Source organism: Lacrimispora amygdalina, assembly GCF_003432035.1.
Taxonomy (GTDB): Bacteria; Bacillota; Clostridia; order Lachnospirales; family Lachnospiraceae; genus Lacrimispora; species Lacrimispora amygdalina.
Genome location: NZ_QOHO01000023.1, coordinates 48,236 through 67,453, shown reverse-complemented (window position 1 = coordinate 67,453; position 19,218 = coordinate 48,236). Strand labels below are relative to the sequence as shown.

At 43.9% G+C, this 19,218-nt stretch carries 20 protein-coding genes; 14 read left to right on the top strand and 6 right to left on the bottom strand.

Features of this window, described 5'->3' with window-relative positions; translation table 11 throughout:
- Positions 1 to 13: 13 nt before the first annotated feature.
- Genes DS742_RS08030 through holA form a run of 4 tightly spaced genes read left to right on the top strand, consistent with a single transcriptional unit; the run spans position 14 to position 5,899 of the window.
- The gene (locus DS742_RS08030; RefSeq protein ID WP_117416471.1) at positions 14 to 1,456 is read left to right on the top strand and encodes a sensor histidine kinase; all 1,443 of its coding nucleotides are present in this window, start codon (positions 14 to 16) and stop codon (positions 1,454 to 1,456) included.
- 17 nt (positions 1,457 to 1,473) lie between these two features.
- Positions 1,474 to 2,460, top strand: coding sequence for a GerMN domain-containing protein (locus DS742_RS08025; protein ID WP_117416470.1), 987 nt, complete (start codon positions 1,474 to 1,476; stop codon positions 2,458 to 2,460).
- Positions 2,457 to 4,919: a ComEC/Rec2 family competence protein gene (locus DS742_RS08020; RefSeq protein WP_367575496.1), complete on the top strand. Its 2,463-nt coding sequence runs from the start codon at positions 2,457 to 2,459 to the stop codon at positions 4,917 to 4,919. The genes DS742_RS08025 and DS742_RS08020 overlap by 4 nt, the downstream gene beginning before the upstream one ends.
- A gap of 8 nt (positions 4,920 to 4,927) precedes the next feature.
- Entirely contained in the window at positions 4,928 to 5,899 is a 972-nt protein-coding gene (holA, locus tag DS742_RS08015) for a DNA polymerase III subunit delta (protein ID WP_117416468.1), read from the top strand.
- A gap of 81 nt (positions 5,900 to 5,980) precedes the next feature.
- On the opposite strand, the gene DS742_RS08010 is transcribed toward holA, so the two are convergent.
- From DS742_RS08010 to DS742_RS08000, 3 genes are read right to left on the bottom strand one after another with little or no spacing between them, the layout of a single operon-like run.
- A complete protein-coding gene (locus tag DS742_RS08010) occupies positions 5,981 to 6,184 on the bottom strand; it encodes a DUF6774 domain-containing protein (protein WP_117416467.1) in 204 nt (67 codons plus the stop codon).
- A gap of 58 nt (positions 6,185 to 6,242) precedes the next feature.
- Positions 6,243 to 6,698, bottom strand: a complete 456-nt coding sequence (locus DS742_RS08005) for an ImmA/IrrE family metallo-endopeptidase (protein ID WP_117416466.1) — start codon at positions 6,696 to 6,698, stop codon at positions 6,243 to 6,245.
- 27 nt (positions 6,699 to 6,725) lie between these two features.
- Positions 6,726 to 7,208, bottom strand: a complete 483-nt coding sequence (locus DS742_RS08000; RefSeq protein ID WP_117416465.1) for a helix-turn-helix domain-containing protein — start codon at positions 7,206 to 7,208, stop codon at positions 6,726 to 6,728.
- 135 nt (positions 7,209 to 7,343) lie between these two features.
- On the opposite strand from DS742_RS08000, the gene DS742_RS07995 reads away from it, so the two are divergent.
- The 4 genes from DS742_RS07995 (at position 7,344) to DS742_RS07985 (ending at position 9,117) form a co-directional block, all read left to right on the top strand.
- The gene (locus tag DS742_RS07995; protein ID WP_117416464.1) at positions 7,344 to 7,574 is read left to right on the top strand and encodes a hypothetical protein; all 231 of its coding nucleotides are present in this window, start codon (positions 7,344 to 7,346) and stop codon (positions 7,572 to 7,574) included.
- A gap of 37 nt (positions 7,575 to 7,611) precedes the next feature.
- The gene (locus tag DS742_RS07990; RefSeq protein WP_117416463.1) at positions 7,612 to 8,028 is read left to right on the top strand and encodes a phage holin family protein; all 417 of its coding nucleotides are present in this window, start codon (positions 7,612 to 7,614) and stop codon (positions 8,026 to 8,028) included.
- 102 nt (positions 8,029 to 8,130) lie between these two features.
- Positions 8,131 to 8,286, top strand: a complete 156-nt coding sequence (locus tag DS742_RS28760; protein ID WP_170313392.1) for a hypothetical protein — start codon at positions 8,131 to 8,133, stop codon at positions 8,284 to 8,286.
- Positions 8,287 to 9,117 carry a peptidoglycan recognition protein family protein gene (locus DS742_RS07985; RefSeq protein ID WP_117416462.1) on the top strand — a complete coding sequence of 277 codons (831 nt, stop codon included), beginning with the start codon at positions 8,287 to 8,289 and terminating at the stop codon, positions 9,115 to 9,117.
- A gap of 92 nt (positions 9,118 to 9,209) precedes the next feature.
- On the opposite strand, the gene rpsT is transcribed toward DS742_RS07985, so the two are convergent.
- Entirely contained in the window at positions 9,210 to 9,473 is a 264-nt protein-coding gene (gene rpsT / locus DS742_RS07980; protein ID WP_117416461.1) for a 30S ribosomal protein S20, read from the bottom strand.
- A gap of 178 nt (positions 9,474 to 9,651) precedes the next feature.
- On the opposite strand from rpsT, the gene gpr reads away from it, so the two are divergent.
- From gpr to hemW, 4 genes are all read left to right on the top strand, one after another.
- Positions 9,652 to 10,629 (top strand): GPR endopeptidase, encoded by a 978-nt coding sequence (gpr, locus tag DS742_RS07975; protein ID WP_117416460.1) that lies wholly within the window; start codon positions 9,652 to 9,654, stop codon positions 10,627 to 10,629.
- A gap of 56 nt (positions 10,630 to 10,685) precedes the next feature.
- Positions 10,686 to 12,071 carry a stage II sporulation protein P gene (gene spoIIP / locus DS742_RS07970; protein WP_117416459.1) on the top strand — a complete coding sequence of 462 codons (1,386 nt, stop codon included), beginning with the start codon at positions 10,686 to 10,688 and terminating at the stop codon, positions 12,069 to 12,071.
- A gap of 561 nt (positions 12,072 to 12,632) precedes the next feature.
- Positions 12,633 to 14,447, top strand: coding sequence for a translation elongation factor 4 (gene lepA, locus DS742_RS07965; protein ID WP_117416458.1), 1,815 nt, complete (start codon positions 12,633 to 12,635; stop codon positions 14,445 to 14,447).
- The gene (gene hemW, locus DS742_RS07960) at positions 14,437 to 15,651 is read left to right on the top strand and encodes a radical SAM family heme chaperone HemW (protein WP_117416457.1); all 1,215 of its coding nucleotides are present in this window, start codon (positions 14,437 to 14,439) and stop codon (positions 15,649 to 15,651) included. The genes lepA and hemW overlap by 11 nt, the downstream gene beginning before the upstream one ends.
- Positions 15,652 to 15,725: 74 nt before the next feature.
- Here the strand turns inward: hemW and DS742_RS07955 are convergent, their stop codons facing one another.
- Positions 15,726 to 16,436 (bottom strand): 3D domain-containing protein, encoded by a 711-nt coding sequence (locus DS742_RS07955; protein ID WP_117416456.1) that lies wholly within the window; start codon positions 16,434 to 16,436, stop codon positions 15,726 to 15,728.
- A 226-nt stretch (positions 16,437 to 16,662) separates the two neighbouring features.
- On the bottom strand, positions 16,663 to 17,235 hold the full coding sequence (locus DS742_RS07950) for a 3D domain-containing protein (RefSeq protein ID WP_117416455.1): 573 nt from the start codon (positions 17,233 to 17,235) through the stop codon (positions 16,663 to 16,665).
- Between the two features lie 265 nt (positions 17,236 to 17,500).
- Here DS742_RS07950 and hrcA point away from each other — a divergent pair, with 265 nt between their 5' ends.
- Together hrcA and grpE are read left to right on the top strand one after the other, a co-directional pair.
- Positions 17,501 to 18,550 (top strand): heat-inducible transcriptional repressor HrcA, encoded by a 1,050-nt coding sequence (hrcA, locus tag DS742_RS07945; protein WP_117416454.1) that lies wholly within the window; start codon positions 17,501 to 17,503, stop codon positions 18,548 to 18,550.
- 17 nt (positions 18,551 to 18,567) lie between these two features.
- Positions 18,568 to 19,218: a nucleotide exchange factor GrpE gene (grpE, locus tag DS742_RS07940; RefSeq protein WP_117416519.1), complete on the top strand. Its 651-nt coding sequence runs from the start codon at positions 18,568 to 18,570 to the stop codon at positions 19,216 to 19,218.

The following is a 19,218-nucleotide window of genomic DNA, read 5'->3' as shown; positions in this document are numbered from 1 at the left end:
GAGGGGTGTGACCATGTTTCAGGATAAACAATTCCGCCGAAAGCCCACCATAAGCCTGCAGGTCACCCTGATTCTCGTCTTTTTGTTTATAGGAAGTATTCCTGTCTTTATAGGAAGTTCTGTCCTGCTTGGAGCATTCCGGCAAAATCTCATCGATTCCAGAATGCAGGAGATCCAGAACCAGTGCTGGATATTAAGCAACAAGATGACCAGGATTGGATATTTAACCATGGATCCCAAGGATCCCCTGCTGGACAATGAGATGACTGTGAAAGCGGATATGTTTAACGGAAGAATTGTAATTATCAACAAGAGCTTCCGCATTATCGGCGATACGTTTTCCTTATCAGCAGGAAAGACCAATGTGTCGGAGGAAGTGATCCGATGCTTTAACGGCGAAAACAGCAGCAAATATAATCAGGAAAAAAGATATTTTTCTCTCACAATTCCCATCTATTCCAACAGCCAGGACAAGGAGATAGACGGTGTCATGATTGTGACGGCATCTTCTGAGGATCTTTTAAACAGGATTGTTGCAGTATCGGATAAAAGCGCATTTTTGCAGCTTTTAATTGTTTCCATACTGGCAATTGCGGCAGTTCTTATTGTAAAGCTTCTGATGAAGCCGTTTCGTGAGCTGCAGCGGCTGTTAAACCGGGCTGCAGAGGGGAATTTAGATGAAGATATCAGTTCCCGTATCTATAAGGAAACCAGGCAGATCTCTGATTCCATTAATACCACCTTAAAGAAGTTAAAAGCGGTGGACAAGTCAAGGGAAGAGTTTGTTTCCAACGTATCTCATGAATTAAAAACTCCCATTACCTCGATTCGCGTTCTGGCAGATTCTCTGATTGGCATGGAGGATGCTCCTGTGGAGCTGTACCGGGAATTTTTAAGTGATATCTCAGAAGAGATTGAAAGAGAGAATAAAATTATCGACGATCTCCTGGCTCTGGTACGAATGGATAAGACGGCAGGAGCAAACTTAAACGTGGCCCAGGTTAAAATTAACGGGCTGCTGGAACTGATTTTAAAGCGGCTCCGCCCCATTGCAGGAAAGAGAAATATTGAGCTGACTTTTGAGAGCATGCGGGAAGTCACCGCAGATGTGGATGAGATGAAGCTGTCTCTGGCGCTGAGCAATCTTGTGGAGAATGCCATCAAATACAACGTGGAAGGAGGCTGGGTCCGGGTGACACTGGATGCAGATCATAAGTTCTTTTATGTAAAGGTTGCTGATTCAGGAATCGGAATCTCCGAAGAATTCCAGGAACGTGTTTTTGACCGTTTTTACCGGGTGGATAAGGCAAGATCCAGAGAAACGGGAGGAACCGGTCTTGGTTTGTCCATTACGAAAAAAATTGTGCTGATGCATCAGGGAGCCATCAAGCTTCAGAGCAAAGAGGGAGAGGGTACCACTTTTACCGTACGTATTCCTCTTACCTATATTTCTTAGGAACAGGAGGGACAGGGATGAAGCGACGAATCGGTATACTGATCTTCCTGCTGTCTGTGATATGCTGTTTATCTGGCTGTTCAGGAAGAGCGCCCGAAGAAAGCAAAGAGGATGGGGAGCTTTATCAGATCTACTATCTGAATTCAGCCATGACAAAAATGGAGCCTCAGCCATATACCATGCCCCAGAAGCCGGCAGAGGAATCAGAAGAGGAAACAGACTGGAAGATTAAAAATCTGATGGAACAGCTTCGTAACGTTCCAAAGGATTTAGACCGGCAGGCAGCGGTCCCGGACAAGGTGGGATTTGAACGGTATAAACTGGAAGATACGGTGTTATATCTGTATTTTGATAATAATTATGCCATGATGAACAGTACCAGGGAGATTCTTTGCAGGGCCGCTCTTGTCAGGACATTAACCCAGATTAAGGGGATTGCATACGTGGCAATCTATACGGCGGAACAGCCTCTTATGGACAGCACCGGAAACCCGGTTGGGCCCATGCAGAGTACGGATTTTGTAGATAATATCAGTAACGTCAACTCCTTTGAAAAGACGGAGCTGTCTTTATATTTTTCAGATGAAAGCGGAGAGAAGCTGGTTAAGGAAACGAGAGAAGTGGTTCATAACATCAATACTTCTCTGGAAAAGCTGGTAATTGAACAGCTGATTGCAGGTCCCGGCAGACCGGGATTAAATCCCACTCTGCCTAAGGATACCAAGTTACTCAATGTTTCCGTTAATGAAAATGTATGTTACATCAATTTTGACTCCTCATTTCTCAATAACACACTGGAGGTAAAAGAATATATTCCCATCTATTCCATCGTGAATTCTCTGGCTGCGGTCTCTTCCATCAACAAGGTGCAGATCACAGTCAATGGTTCCCAGGAAGTGATGTTCCGGGACTCCATTTCTTTAAACCAGCTGTTTGAGCGAAATCTGGATTACAATAAGGAAAATGAGGAATCAACAGAAGAAACAGGAGGAACACAACAATAAAACGCCCATTATGTCTGATTGCAGGGGGATTTGTACTTGGAGAGACTGCCGTACTGCTGGCTCTGACATCTTGGCTTTTTCTTCCGGCGTTCATTGCAGCCGGGATGATTTTTTGTGTTTGCAGGAGAGGCAGAAACCCGCTATGGGTCTTTTTGCCTCTTGTTTTTTTCTACTTGGGATCGGCTCGTGCAGGTTCTGAAATGGAGAAATGGAGAGAACGGGAAAAGAGGCTTTATGAGATTTCCTCCCATTATACCCAGGTTCAGGGTAAGATTTCTTTCATTGAGGAAGAGGAAGGAGCTGTCTTGCTGACGTTAAAGAATAACCGGATACGGAAGATGACAAAAGGAAACTGGGATGAGGTTCCTTATGAGCATTCCAAAATTCTGGTTTCCTTAAAGGAGGCCGGCAGCGTTTCATCGGAACAATTGGGAATCGGGCAGACGGTTATGGTGCGGGGAGAGGTGCAGCTTTTTTCCCAGGCAAGAAATCCGGGTGAGTTTGACTTCAAAGATTACTACCAGTCTCTGGGACTGGATTTCCGCCTTTTTGCAGAAGAGATGGAAATCGTGGATGCTGCAAAGTCCCCGCTATTGGAACGCTTAAGGAAATTTAAGTTACGAAGTAAGGAACTTCTCTATCGGGATGCGAAAGAAGAGGACGCAGGTATTTTTGCGGCTGCCGTGCTGGGAGATAGAAAGGGGATTTCCAGTGAAATCAAGGATCTATACCAGAAAAACGGTATCGCCCACCTCCTTGCAATCAGTGGTCTGCACATGTCCTTTATCGGGCTGGCTTTCTATAAGCTGATGAAAAAAGCGGGGGCAGGTTTTTGGGAGGCAGGTCTTTTAAGCACAGCTCTTCTGATATTATACGGCATTATGACCGGTGGGGGCCCCTCAGTTGTGCGGGCGGGGTTTATGATGTGTGTTGGATTTTATGCTGCCTGTCTTGGCAGAACCTATGATTTGCTGTCTGCAGCTTCTCTGTCTTTACTTCTTCTCAGTTTTCATTCCCCGTTTCTCATCATGCAGGGAGGAGTCCAGCTTTCCTTTGGCGCTGTGTTTGCGATCGGAGGACTGGCACCGGTCATCCGGGGCTGGCTGGGGAAAGATCATCTGTTTGCCGGGAGTATTTCTGCCTGCTTTGCTGTTCAGATGATGACGTTGCCTGTAACGGCATTTCATTTTTATCAAATGCCTCCTTATGGTCTGGTGCTAAATCTTCTGGTCATTCCTCTTATGGGAGGAGTACTCTGTTCGGGTATGGGAGTGATTGCCTTTGGAGCCATAAATTCTGTTTTAGGAACTGCGGCAGCTGGCACCGGGCATTATATTCTGTCTTTGTATGAAGTTCTGCTAAAAACGGCCGGGCAGATACCAGGACATAATATTATCCTGGGAAGGCCGGATATTCTTGTTCTTGCCGCTTATGCTTTACTTTTGACTGCTGGTATGCTGTTCATTAAAATGTTGGGGAAATGGGAGAATGGAGAGAAGAAGGAAGCAGATCTCCCAAAAGAGAGAAAGGATAAAAATGCAGGGAGGATTCCATATGGTGGAAAGCTTCTTTTTTTAGCAGGCTTCTATCTCTTGTCCATACTGCTTTTTTTACCCAAGCCAGTAAGAGGGCTGGATGCATGGTTTCTTGATGTGGGGCAGGGAGATGGGATTTTACTGAGAACAGAGGGAGAAGCCATACTGGTTGATGGAGGCAGTTCGTCGAATAAGTCTCTGGGAGAATACACACTGTCTCCCTGTCTTAAATCCCTTGGTATTTCCGAAATTGATTATGCATTTGTCAGCCATGGGGACCAGGATCATTTAAGCGGGGTGAAATACTTACTGGAAAGCTGTGAGGATATTCAGATTAAGAATCTGTTTCTCCCCTATCATGGGAGGGAGGATGAATCAATTCAGTCACTTAAAGAGCTGGGAAGCAAACGGGGGACCTGCGTGAGGTATTTAACAGGAGGAGATTTTATGAAAATAGGCACACTTTCCATTACCTGCCTTTATCCCGGCAAAGAAGATGTTCCGGGTGATGTTAATGGAGAATCACAGGTGCTTAAAATGGATTATGGTGATTGTCATATGCTGTTTACCGGAGATATGGGAGAGGCGGAGGAACAGCGGCTTCTTGGGAAAACGGATTATCATTTTCTTGGCGAAGTAAATGTTTTAAAAACCGCTCATCACGGCTCCAGATTTTCATCCAGTGAACCGTTCCTTGACGCAGTTTCCCCGGCCTGGGCTGTGATTTCCTATGGACAGGGGAATTCCTACGGGCATCCTCATAAAGAAGTTTTAGACCGTTTAAAAGAACGGAATGTTACGGTCTTTCAGACTGGAAAAAGCGGAGCGGTCAGACTGGAAACGGATGGAACCAGGATCCGTTTTTCAACTTTCGTTGACGGAAATCAGAACCATGGGTATAATGAAGGGAAGGAAAAGGAGTGAACCATGTTATGCAGACCCTGAATCAGGATATAAAAAATAATAGTTTTAAGCCGGTTTACCTCTTATTTGGGGAAGAAGCCTTTTTAAAAAACAGCTATAAAAATCAGATGAAATCGGCCATAACCCAGGGCGATACCATGAATTTCAATCAGTTTAACGGAAAGTCCATTGATGTAAAGGAACTGATAAGCCTTGCTGATACCATGCCTTTTTTTGCTGAGAAGCGAATGATTCTGGTAGAAGACAGCGGCTTTTTTAAATCGGCGGCAGAGGAACTGGCTGCCTATCTTCCCCAGATGCCGGATACAACCTGCATGGTGTTTGTGGAATCAGAAGTAGATAAAAGAAGTAAAATGTTTAAAAAGATAAAGGAACTGGGATATGCTGCTGAAATGGAGCGTCAGGATATGAGCCAGCTTGCCAGGTGGGCGGGAACTCTGCTTGCCAGAGAAGGGAAGAAGGTGACCGGGCAGACCATGGAGCTTTTCTTAAGCATGACCGGAGATGACATGGAAAACATCCGCATGGAGCTGGAAAAACTTATCAGTTTCACATTGGGAAGAGAAGTGATAACAGATGAGGATGTGACGGCCATCTGTACGGAACGCACAGCCAATAAGATCTTTGACATGGTTACATCAATTGTGAACCGTCAGACAAAAAAGGCGCTTGATCTTTATGAAGATTTACTTACTTTAAAGGAACCGCCTATGAGAATTATGTTTCTCATAGCCAGGCAGTTTAATCAGCTGCTCCAGGTGAAGGAACTGATGGGGAAGGGAATGGATAAAGGGGGAATCGCGGCAAAACTTAAAATTCCGCCTTTTGCTGCCGGTAAGCTGATGCCTCAGGCAAAAACTTTTTCAAAAGAGCAGATTCTTTCTTATGTAAATTCCTGTGTTGAAGCGGAAGAAGCGGTAAAAACCGGAAGGCTTTCGGACCGTATGGCAGTGGAGCTTCTGCTGACTGCGAAGTATTAAAGCAACGGGTTGTCTGAGTCAGAAACCGGCAGCCATAAGGAACTAATGAACAGATCCTTATGGCTACCGGTTTCTTTCTCTTTAAAAGCGGAAAAATATATCATCATCGATATTGCCATTCTTATCATCGCTGCAACAAAGTACCCGATGGGCTGCAATTGTTTCCAGAGTGTCACCCAGCTGGTTGAAAACACAGCTGAGCAGAGCAATTTCCTCGGCTGTGCGGTCTTTTGCAAGACAGCAGGCAATGGATGACACCAGTGTTACCAGTTCACAGGACTGCATAGTTCATCACCTCTGGATAGTATATGAGAGTACAGCCGACATTAAGATAACAAAAAAATTATTCTGCCATTTTATATATATTAAATGGTTCAAAAAGAATTAAATAGTTGTCCTTTTGCAGCCCCTTCTCATACTTTGTCCGATAGCATTCCAGCGCTTCCAATAAAAACTCTTCCGTAACCTCTAAATGTTCCGCGATTTCAAAGCTGTTTCTGCAGCCGGCCTCTTTCGCTGCAACCAGCTTCTCCAATGTAATCATCTTGTTATATGCCCATAAGCGTGCAGTGCGTTCCTGCTTTCTGTTTGAAACATTGGACTGATCCAGTATATCTCCGGCAGTGGTGTAGTAATGCCCAAGCTCTTCTGCCAGTACGCAGGCCTTCTGGCAGCCGGACATGTTCTGCCGGATGAGAATCTGATCGCCCCTGATCCGCCCATCGTTTGCAACTAATGGTTTTTCTTTAATCATGATTCCGTCAGAGTCTGCTTCCTTTAATAATATGTCATAATTCAAATAAATCACCTCAACGAATTTTATTCCTTATTCATCGAAAAAGGCATCATCATGCTGTCTCATTTCCTCAGTCACTTCAATATCTGTCCGCTCATGAGCCGCTACCGGCTGTAAATAAGATCTGGAATCCGGATGCAAAGGCTGGACAACCGGGTCTGCTTTTGTATATTGGGGGATGTGTACCATCTCACTGACCCTTTTTAGCGCCTCTTTCTGTCCGTTTTCATTGAGCTTTTGAAAGTTACTTAACATTTCTCTGGCAGACTCTCCAAAACAGCTGTTCACATGATCCAGTGCAAAACTCTCTGTTTCCTCCCAGCCCATGAGGGAAGCGGGAGTTGTTCTCAGCGCTTTTGCGATTGCAGTAATTTTTGACTGGGGAAGACCTCTGCCATCTACTTCTATCTTATTAATAGAAGAACGGGATTTGTAACCCGCCTTTCGCGCAAGCTCTTCCTGGGACATTCCCAGTTCTTCTCGTCTTTGTTTTATGATCTGACCGATATCCATAGGACCACCTCCATGACAGTATTATAACATGTAGTAGAATTACTTTCAACAAAAATTGAGAAAGGTGTTGACAAAAAGGAAACAACAGAGTATGATGATGATGTAGACAAAAAGACTACAAGAAAGGAGGAGGGAATGACAAATACGGTTCGGTTAAATGAGCGAATTAAAAAATTCGGGCTGAAAAAGGGGTGGATTGCAGACAGACTTCACTTATCCAGTTATGGGTTTCGGAGGAAACTTTGGAATAAGAGTCAGTTTAAGGCGGGTGAGATTAAAATGCTGTGTGAGTTGCTTGGGATTGTGTCGTTGGAGGAGATAAGTGGTATTTTTTTTAATGATGATGTAGACGAAAAGACTACATAATGCTATTTAGCAGAAATTATATTTGAGGAGAGACAAAATGAAAAACACCTTGTGTACCTTAACCGGTATAGTCGGCAGTATTATTACAACTTTATTAGGAGGTTGGGATACTGGAATTGCCACTTTGGTCCTGTTCATGGCAATAGACTTCATATCTGGGATAGCAGTAGCTGCTATTTTTCATAATAGTAAAAAAACAGAAACAGGGACTTTGGAATCAAAAGCAGGCTGGAAAGGCTTATGTAGAAAGTCTATGACTCTTCTGTTTGTTCTGATTGCTTATCGACTAGATTTGTCCATTGGAACAACATACATACGAGATACTGTAGTAATTGGTTTTATGGCAAATGAGCTGATTTCCATAGTAGAGAATGCCGGGCTAATGGGAATACCGCTGCCCTCTGTTCTGACGAAGGCGATAGACTTGTTGAACCAGAAATCACAACCGTCTTAAAAAGTTCTCTTTTGGGTGTCATTTGAAAAGAAAGCCATAATTTATCCGGTACATCTTTCACCTGTCCTTCATATATTAATAAAAAGGGACAAGGTGATATCTATGGTAAAAAGCGAAGCAACAGAAGACATGACCCGCATAGAATTACTTGGAATACAGGAAAATTTAAAAAATTCCGATTATACAGAAATCGAACGCTTCCGGGAATCCTTTGATGCAGATGACATGGGATTCTCGGGAAGAAGGGAGGGGATTTAAGTGGAAATAAACAAACTTCTAACCCCATACAATTACAGCAACGGCGAACTAAGCCGTATTAAATATATTGTCATTCATTACGTAGGGGCGCTGGGAGGGGCAGAAGCAAACTGCAAATACTATGCTTCCCAGTACGTAGGCGCCAGCGCCCACTACTTTGTGGGCTTTTCCGGAGAGATCTGGCAGTCCGTAGAGGACAAAAATATCGCATGGCACTGCGGAGCCAGGACCTACATCCATCCCGAATGCCGCAACAGCAACAGTATCGGCATAGAACTATGCGTCAGAAATAAAGGCAGTCAGTCCGATACAAGCAGAGACTGGTATTTTGAAGATGCAACTGTCGCTTCAGCAAAAACACTGACAAAGCATCTTATGGAACAATACGGGATCAGAGAAGACCACGTAATCCGCCACTACGACGTAACCGGTAAAATCTGCCCCAATCCATTTGTATATAACCACACCAGCCATACATGGGATGATTTTAAAGATTCACTTTTATCAGCAGCGGAAGTAAAATCCGGATGGGTGGAAGATGAAAACGGATGGAGATTTTATTTGGGAAATACAGGAGATTATGTGAAAAACAACTGGTATCAGGACGGAGAAACCTGGTACTGGTTTGATGAAGCCGGATATATGGTAAAAGACACCTGGAAAACCGGAAGTGACGGAAAATGGTATTATTTAGACATTGACGGAAAAATGGCAAAAGACCAGTGGGTGATCTGGAAAAATGAGCTTTACCGGTTAACATCTGACGGAAGTATGTATGAAGGGGAGCTGCGCCTTAATACGGATAAAAACGGTGCACTTCAAATTTTATAAGAACCTGGCGGGATCCAATAAAAAGAGATTCCGCCAAACCAAAAAATCCCATTCAGCGGGTTAGTCTGAATGGGATAAATATCGTTTATGAATTAAGCCATTGCGTTAACAGCTTTAGAGATTCTGGATACTTTTCTGGAAGCGTTATTCTTATGATATACGCCTTTGGTAGCAGCTTTGTCGATCTCTGTAATAGCATTTACTAATAATGCCTGGGCAGCAGCCTTGTCACCGGCAGTAATAGCAGATTCCACTTTCTTAATGGATGTTTTCACTTTGGATCTGATCGCTTTGTTTCTAGCAGCCTTAGTTTCGTTAACTAAGATTCTTTTCTTTGCAGATTTAATGTTAGCCAATCTGTACACCTCCAATAAAATGTAATATGATTTATTCTTTGTTTTGCATCAAAGCCTGGACACGGACAGTTCAATGTAAACATACTTTTATATTTTAGCGAATTTCGATACATATGTCAATACATAATTCTTGCTTTTTTGCAGAAAATACCTTAGAAATGCTGGAAAGGAGGAAGAAATGGAAAACACATTTGAAGTTCGTACAGACCTTGCTGTTGAAGAAAAAGAAAGCTTTCCCGGTGACGGCGGAGAAATATCAGGAGTATCCTTAAGGGAATGGCACCGGTCCGACAGCCGGATTAAAATGACAGAGGTAAAAATTCTTGATGAAAAAGGATCAAAAGCCATGGGAAAGCCCATTGGAACCTATATCACCCTGGAAGCAGACCAGCTGTCTTTAAAAGATGAGGATTATCACAGGGAGGTGTCCGAAGAGCTTTCAGCCCAGATCTCCAAGCTGCTGGAAGGGAAAGATTTCAGAAAACCGGATTTTCACGTATTGGTGGCAGGACTTGGCAATTCTTCCGTAACTCCGGACTCTTTGGGGCCGAGAGTTCTGAAAAACCTTCAGGTCACCAGACATTTAAAAGTTCAGTATGGGGAAGATTTCTGGCGGGGAAAAACCATGCCGGTGATCAGCGGAATTGCACCTGGTGTTATGGCTCAGACCGGAATGGAAACAGCCGAAATACTAAAAGGAATTATTAAAGAAACAAAACCGGATCTCATTATTGCAATTGATGCTCTGGCTGCAAGAAGTGTAAAACGTCTCGGAACCACCATACAGCTGACGGATACCGGAATCCATCCAGGTTCCGGAGTGGGAAATCACCGCCACAGCTTAACAAAAGAAAGCTTAGGGGTCCCGGTTATGGCAATTGGCGTCCCCACCGTGGTAGGGGCGGCTGCCATCGTACACGATACAGTCAGAACCTTAATCAGAGCTTTGTCAGAAAATATGGAGACCAAGGGTATGGGAGATTTTATGGAAAATCTTAATTCTGATGAGCAGTATGATCTCATACGGGAACTTTTAGAGCCGGAGTTCGGACCACTTTATGTGACTCCTCCCGATATTGACGAAACCGTGAAAGAATTGAGTTTCACCATCTCAGAGGGAATCCATATGACCTTTCTGGGACAGGAAGTTTCGTAGTAAACAGCCGGCTTTCTGCATAGTATATTATGAATCAAGAATGCAGGAAGGCGGCTATGAAACAGAGCAGTGAACGATTGAACCGGTTAATTAAAAATTTAATGATTGCAGTAAGCCTGATTCTGGCCGTTTTTTTTAGTTTTAAAGAAGCTTCCCAGGCAGCAGGCAGACTGGATTTAAAGGAGATACAAAACTGGATGGGAGAGGGAGTTGCAGATAGCGTCTCCTTTATCTGGCGATACCAGTATCCTGCTGCTGTCTGGGACCAGGAGGGGGAAGAGGGAAAAGCGCTTTATCAGAAAGATTCTCTCGGAAGCCTTTTTTGCGGGTTTTTCTTCAGCCATTCCCCCTTATCCCGTTATATGGGAAAAAGTAACACAAAAGCCGGCTATTACGGAGAAAATGATCCGGCATACAGGAGTTATTTAGAAAGCGGGAAGTTTTATGAAGAGCACAGCTTTCTTCTATATGATGGAGGAGAAGAGAGCGGGGAAGACGGTAGCGTAAATGCCGGGGCACCTAAGATACAGCCGGGGACACAGGAAAGCCAGGCGGCAGCACAAACGCAAAAACCAGAGGTGAGCCAGGAGATACAGCAGCCCATGCCTGGGGGGACAGAAAAAAAGTCTGCAATGACCTGTGCATCAAGCAATATCTGGCCAATTGTGGGAACTACATACCGGAAGGAACAGCTGGCAGATTATGATTATATGATGAAGCATTTTTACAGCGTTCATACCTCCACGACTGCAGGGCGGGATCTGATGAAAGCCGATCAGTTCCTTTCGGAGAAATTTACTCTGGAAGGAGGTAATGACAAACCCCAGATTTTAATCTACCACACCCATTCCCAGGAAGAATATTCCGATTTCAGGACTCAGAATAATAAAGAAGCAACCGTAGTGGGTATCGGAACCTATTTAACAAAATTGTTAACCGCTAAGGGTTACAACGTCATTCATGACACTTCCGTATATGACTTGCAGAATGGAAAACTGGACAGAAACAAAGCCTATACCTACGCTCTCGACGGCATTACAAAAATTCTCCAGGAAAACCCTTCTATCGAAGTCATCCTGGATATTCACCGGGATGGAGTAAACAGTGATCTGCATATGGTCAATAAAGTCAATGGAAAAATGACTGCGCCTGTTATGTTTTTTAATGGAGTCTGCCAGACTCCGGAAGGCCCCATTGAGTATCTGCCAAATCCTTACAGAGAGAAGAATCTCGCCTTCAGCTTTCAGATGCAGCTGGACAGCGCAGCCTATTTTCCCGGTCTCACCCGTAAGATTTACATAAAAGGACTTCGTTATAACCAGCACTTAAGAGCCAGGTCTTCCTTAATTGAAGTAGGTGCCCAGACCAATTCCTATCAGGAGGCATTAAATGCAATGGAACCTCTGTCAGAGGTTTTGGATATGGTCTTAAAAGGGAACTAAACAGAATACATATTGGTAACTAAAAAAGCTGGGAACCCGTTATTTATCAGGTTTATCCAGCTTTGAGTCTTTTATACAAATGTGATCTTAAGAGAACAAAAACAATTGCGTGGTAAAATGGAATATGTTACCATAGGTACAAGGAACAATCGTGTCACTGCAGGGGCGTTGGCCTTCCATCATTACATAGATGGGAGGTGATGCAAATGAAATATGACTTTAAAGACCTTATGGCCTTTGGTACATTCATTTTAGCATTGCTTACCTTTATTTTTTATAATTGTAAGTAGCGTTTTTCTATAAAGACCTGGAAACAGGCATAGAAAAACCACCCTTGTATACTTTGGACGGTAGCAAGGATGGATTTCTATCATCGTTATTGGCCAACCCCTTGTATTGGGGCGGTTGTTTCTTTACTATTATTCTAATACATATTTACTGTATTTGCAAGCGAAAATAGTAATATGATTAAGGTAATTCAACGCTTTCCCGGTGGACAACCGGTAATTTTAATGGTATATTTGAAGACATTAGAAACATCAGAAAAGAGGATTATACTTTATGGCAGCTGCCCAGCAGAATAGAATACGTAATTTTTGCATTATTGCGCATATTGATCATGGAAAATCGACACTTGCAGACCGGATTATAGAGAAAACAGGGCTTCTTACCAGCAGAGAGATGCAGGCGCAGGTCCTTGATAATATGGATCTTGAACGGGAGCGTGGGATTACCATCAAGGCCCAGGCAGTTCGTACTGTTTATAAGGCAAATGACGGACAGGAATATATATTTAACATGATTGATACACCGGGTCATGTTGACTTTAATTATGAAGTTTCAAGAAGTCTGGCAGCGTGTGACGGCGCTGTTTTGGTAGTGGATGCCTCCCAGGGAATTGAGGCCCAGACACTTGCAAACGTTTATATGGCACTGGACCACGATCTGGATGTATTTCCGGTTCTGAATAAAATCGACCTTCCCAGTGCAGAGCCGGAACGTGTGGTTGAGGAGATTGAAGATGTTATCGGCATTGAAGCCCATGATGCACCCAGAATCTCAGCCAAGACCGGGCTGAATGTAGAAGCGGTGCTGGAAGCAATCGTTGAGAAAATTCCGGCTCCTGCCGGCGATCCGGACGCTCCGCTCCAGGCCCTGATCTTTGATTCCCTTTACGATTCCTACAAGGGCGTTATCGTATTTTTCCGTGTTAAGGAAGGAACGGTACGAAAAGGGGATAAAGTACGCATGATGGCCACCGGTGCGGTGGAAGAGGTGGTGGAAGTCGGATATTTCGGTGCAGGCCAGTTTTTACCCTGTGAAGAATTATCTGCCGGTATGGTTGGATATTTAACCGCCAGCATCAAGAACGTGAAGGATACAGCAGTGGGTGATACCATTACCCATGCAGACAGGCCATGCAAATCGGCTCTGCCAGGTTATAAAAAAGTAACCTCTATGGTGTACTGCGGTTTGTATCCGGCAGACGGAGCCCGTTATAATGACCTGCGAGATGCGTTAGAGAAGCTTCAGCTTAACGACGCTTCCTTATTCTTTGAACCGGAGACGTCACTCGCCCTTGGCTTTGGTTTCCGCTGCGGATTTTTAGGACTTCTTCACCTGGAGGTAATTCAGGAGCGTCTCGAACGGGAATATAATTTAGATCTTGTGACCACTGCTCCTGGCGTGGTCTATCATGTATACAAAAAGAACGGGGAGAAGCTGGAACTGACCAATCCCTCTAATCTGCCTGATCCGACTGAGATTGAATATATGGAAGAGCCCATTGTCAGCGCAGAGATTATGGTGACTACTGAGTTTGTAGGAGCCATTATGAAGCTTTGTCAGGAACGCCGGGGTGTTTATCTTGGAATGGAATATATGGAAGCTACCAGAGCATTGTTAAAATATGAGCTTCCGCTGAATGAAATCATTTATGACTTCTTTGATGCGCTCAAATCCCGATCCAGAGGATATGCATCCTTTGACTACGAACTGAAAGGCTATGAGAAGTCTGAGTTAGTGAAGCTGGACATTTTAGTCAACAAAGAAGAAGTGGATGCCCTTTCCTTTATTGTCCATGCAGAATCCGCCTATGAACGCGGCAGAAGAATGTGTGAGAAGCTAAAGGATGAGATTCCCAGACAGCTCTTTGAAATTCCCATACAGGCAGCCATCGGAGGCAAGATCATTGCCCGTGAGACAGTAAAAGCCATGAGAAAAGATGTACTTGCCAAATGCTACGGCGGTGATATTTCACGTAAGAAGAAACTTCTTGAAAAGCAGAAAGAAGGTAAAAAACGTATGCGCCAGGTCGGTAACGTTGAGATACCGCAGAAGGCATTTATGAGCGTACTGAAATTAGATGATGAATAAAAAAAATTTGGAGATTTATGTGCATATTCCATTTTGTGCACGTAAATGCGCTTACTGTGATTTCTTATCGTTTCCCGGAAACAGACAGATGCAGCAGGAATATACGCAAAAGCTGCTGGAAGAGATAAAATACCAGAGTGCATACGCCGGAGAATACCAGGTCATCAGTATTTTTATCGGGGGCGGGACGCCCTCTATTCTGGAAATAAATCAGATGACCGCTATTCTCGAAGCATTAAACAGTCAGTTTGATATCCAGCCGGAAGCGGAAATTACATTGGAGGCCAATCCGGGAACGGTCACTTCTGAGGCACTTGTTCAGTATAAAAGTGAGGGAGTGAACCGGATCAGTATGGGACTTCAGTCCGCTGATGATAAGGAACTGAACTATCTGGGCAGAATACACACCTACGATGAATTCTTAAAAAGCTATCAGAGAGTCCGCATGGCGGGTTTTGACAATGTAAATGTGGATTTGATTTCAGCAATTCCGGGACAGACGGTGGAATCATGGAAGAACACCTTAAAGAAGGTTACCATGTTAAAGCCGGAGCACATATCGGCTTACAGCCTCATTGTAGAGGAGGGAACTCCTTTTTATGACCGTTACGGAGAGCATGTGGAAATGGACAATGATTCCATGACAAGAGAGGAACGGAGGCGTCTCATGTCTCTTCCGGACCTCCCTGACGAGGACCTGGAGAGGGAGATGTATTACCTGACCAGAGAGTTTTTAAAAGAACAGGGATATGAGCGGTACGAAATATCCAATTATTCCAGAAAGGGATATGAGTGCAGGCATAATATCGGCTACTGGACGGGAACCGAATACTTAGGTCTGGGGCTTGGTTCTTCTTCCTATATGAATGGCTGCCGTTTTCACAATACAGCCAGTTATCAGGAGTATAAAAATGGCGGATTTGAAAGAAAAGAAGAATTTGACAAACTTTTAAGGCAGGAGTTTGAACGGCTTACCATGGAAGAAAAGATGGAAGAGTATATGTTTCTGGGACTCCGTCTGATAGAAGGGGTATCTGCCCACGGATTTGTCAGCAGCTTCGGTCAGAATATTCGTCATGTGTATGGACCTGTTCTTGATAAACTGGAGCGGGAAGGCCTGCTGGAGTTGAAAGAAGGATTCTACCGGCTGACGGAACGGGGTATTGATATCAGTAATTACGTTATGAGTCAGTTTTTGATGTAACAGAAGGGTCTGCAAGGAGAGTAGGAATTTATTCTCTCTTTGCAGACCTTTTTTGTACCACATCAGGGATTTTGTTACTGAACCAGAAAAACCTCCATATTTCTGGTTCCATAAGCACGGGTCTCTCCATGGGTATTGAAGAAGATATCGATATGATTCCCTTTTACACCGCCTCCGCAGTCCTCCGCCGTGTAAATCACTCCGCCGATCATGAGACGGGTTCCATAAGGAATCACTCTGGGATCAACGGAAATGGTATGTCCTGCCGTTGCCACCGTACCGGTGCTGGTGCGTCCTCCCCATCTTCCGGAACAGCTTCTGCAGGGGCAGTAGGCGGTGGTTCTGAAAATTCCAAGGGAACGAAGACCTGTCGCGGAAGCAAAGGAACCAGTACCGTATACTCTGGAACCGGAAAGTTTCTGTCCGCCGGCATAAGCTTCTACAAGATAAGAGCCGTCGCCGTAGCTGCTCCAGGGTACAGATACTTCAAAGCCATAATTTCCTGTGCCTGTGCCCTGATCAGCTAAATCCTTTCTGTATTTCGAAGCAGAAGTGGTCAGCTCGCCTACAACAGTTCCGGCTGTCTGGCTTGTAATGATGACTTTCACCTCTTCCGTAGAAGACGGATCAGAGCTGTTCCATGCCCAGCCCCTGACACTGGTTTCATCTGCACCGTCTATAATTCCCGGAGTCTGTCCGGCAAGAACAGGGGTGGGTGCTGCTGTAAGTAATGCTATCATTAGTAATGTTCCGAAGAACCATTGGATTTCCTTTGTTCTTATCATGTAATAATTCCTTCCTTTCTTTTTTACAAAAAGTACATACAATTTAATACAATATAAATATATGTAACAGATTTGTAATAAATGAGGTACAAGTAATTATTTTACACTTTTTTCCATATTTGTCAAGTTTTTATGGCGATTTCGTCCCGCCACACCTTTCGCTGCACAAAAAAACTGCCGGAAAGCGGTTCTTCCGCTTTCCGGCAGTGTATATGGATGGTTTTTATTATCTCTCTACTACAGCAAATATCTCTTTTGACTGTCTTCCAAAAGCCAGAGCTTCACCACGGCTTCCAAAATAGATATCCACTTTCTTTCCTCTGATACCGCTTCCGGTATCTTCTACAGTATAAATAACTCCGTCAATCATGACTTTTGTTCCAAGTGGCAGAATAGTAAGATCTGCAGACAGTGTGTGCAGCGGCTGTGGGATCGTGCCGGAGTAAGTCTTCTGCTGTCTTCCTGAGCTGCTGGGGCAGTAGGCTGTTGCAGAGAATATTCCGAGAGATGCGCCTCTTTCGTAAACAGGACCTGTGGGTGCTTTTTCTTCTGGCTGTGGCTGTACTTTCTTCTCTATGCCCGGTCCTACCTCGTCACTCATCGTGGCTTCGCTTGCAGTAGCAACCGTTCCGGTGCCGTTCTTTTTCATTTGGTTATCCGTTTCAACACTCCAGGACTGTTGGTTTGCTGTACCTTGGCTTTCAGCCGTCTGGGCAGCCATTGCAGTAGTGGATAACAGCAGAATACAAAGGAGTGTCAGAAATCCAGTGACCTGAATTCGTCTTAAAAAACTAATCATGATTTACCTCGCAATCGTGTTGTTATGGTGTATCAATTACCATTATATTACAAAAGTGTTAAAAGTCAAGAAAAAAATGTCACAGGCTTTGTAATATTTGATAGAAAATTGATATAAAATGTACATGCAGGTAACAAAAACTTCATTTAAAAATTTTCAGGAATGTATTGACAAATGTAGAAAAAAAGAATATATTATGAAAAGAAGATGTTAGCACTCCTAAACGTTGAGTGCTAACAAATACCTCTGAAAGGAGCGTGGCAGTTTGGATGATAAGGATCAGCTTGATGAGCGGAAGATCATTATTTTAAAAGCAATTATTAAAACTTATCTGGAAACAGGAGAGCCGGTAGGTTCCCGTACGATTTCTAAATATACGGACTTGAATTTAAGTTCCGCCACCATCCGCAATGAGATGTCTGATCTGGAAGAGATGGGTTACATTATGCAGCCCCATACTTCTGCAGGAAGGATACCATCCGACAAGGGATACCGCTTCTACGTGAATAAGATTCTTCAGGAAAAGGAAGATGAGTTTACAGAGATTAAGGATTTAATGTTAAAGCGTGTGGACAGGGTAGAGCTTCTCCTCAAGCAGGTAGCAAAGCTGCTTGCCCAGAATACCAATTATGCAGCCATGATCAGTGCGCCCCAGTACCATCATAACAAGTTAAAGTTTATCCAGCTGTCCAAGGTTGATGAGGGAAAACTGCTTGTGGTAATTGTGGTGGAAGGCAATATCATAAAGAACACCATAATCCCTATTCGTTCGGAACTGAATGACGAAGGGCTTTTGAATCTTAACATTCTATTAAATAATGCTTTAAACGGGCTTTCAATAGAAGAAATTAACTTAGAAGTGATCAGCAGACTGAAGACCCAGGCAGGTCCCCACAGTGAAGTGGTTGACCGGGTTTTATCGGAGGTGGCGGCAGCCATAAGAGCCGATGATGAAGATCTTCAGATTTATACCAGCGGTGCAACCAACATTTTCAAATACCCTGAGTTAAGTGACGGGGAAAAAGCAAGTCAGTTAATTGGTGCGCTGGAGCAGAAGGAGCTTCTTCAGGAACTGGTGGATGATGTAAATAATTCGGAAAGCAGTTCCGGAATCCAGGTGTACATCGGAGATGAAGCACCTGTTCAGACGATGAAGGACTGCAGCATTGTTACCGCTAACTATGAACTTGGGGAAGGCTTAAGGGGAACCATTGGCATTATCGGCCCCAAGCGAATGGATTATGAAAAGGTATTGAATACGCTGAGAAACTTAATGACCCAGCTGGATACCATTTTGAAAAAAGATGAAAGGTGAAGGGTAGAATATTGAGCATGGAAGATGTTAAAACAGACGGGAAGCTGACAGAAGAAACGATGAATCAGGAAGACGGCGTTTCCTCTGAAAAAGAGATAGAAGAAACTTGCGGCTGTAATGAAGAATCTTCACAGGAAGAACAGGAATCAGATGAGGTGACACAGTCTGAGGACGATGCAAAAGAAGAACCGGGCAAAAAGGGCTTCTTCGGTAAAAAGAAAGAAAAGAAGGATCCAAAGGACGAGAAGATAGAGGAACTCACAGACCGTCTTCAAAGATCCATGGCTGAATTTGATAATTTTAGAAAACGTACCGAAAAAGAAAAATCCGCCATGTTTGAAATCGGGGCAAAGGATATTATAGAGAGAATCCTTCCCATAGTTGATAATTTTGAACGGGGCCTCGCAGCAATTCCGGAAGAAGAAAAGGAATCACCTTTCGCCGACGGAATGGAGAAGATCTATAAACAGCTGATGAAAACACTGGAAGAGGCAGGGGTTAAGCCGATTGAAGCGGTTGGAATGCCCTTTGACCCAAACTACCACAATGCGGTAATGCATGTGGAAGATGATTCTCTTGGTGAGAATGTAGTTTCCCAGGAACTTCAAAAAGGTTATACCTATCGGGATACCGTGGTAAGGCACTCCATGGTTCAGGTAGCTAATTAA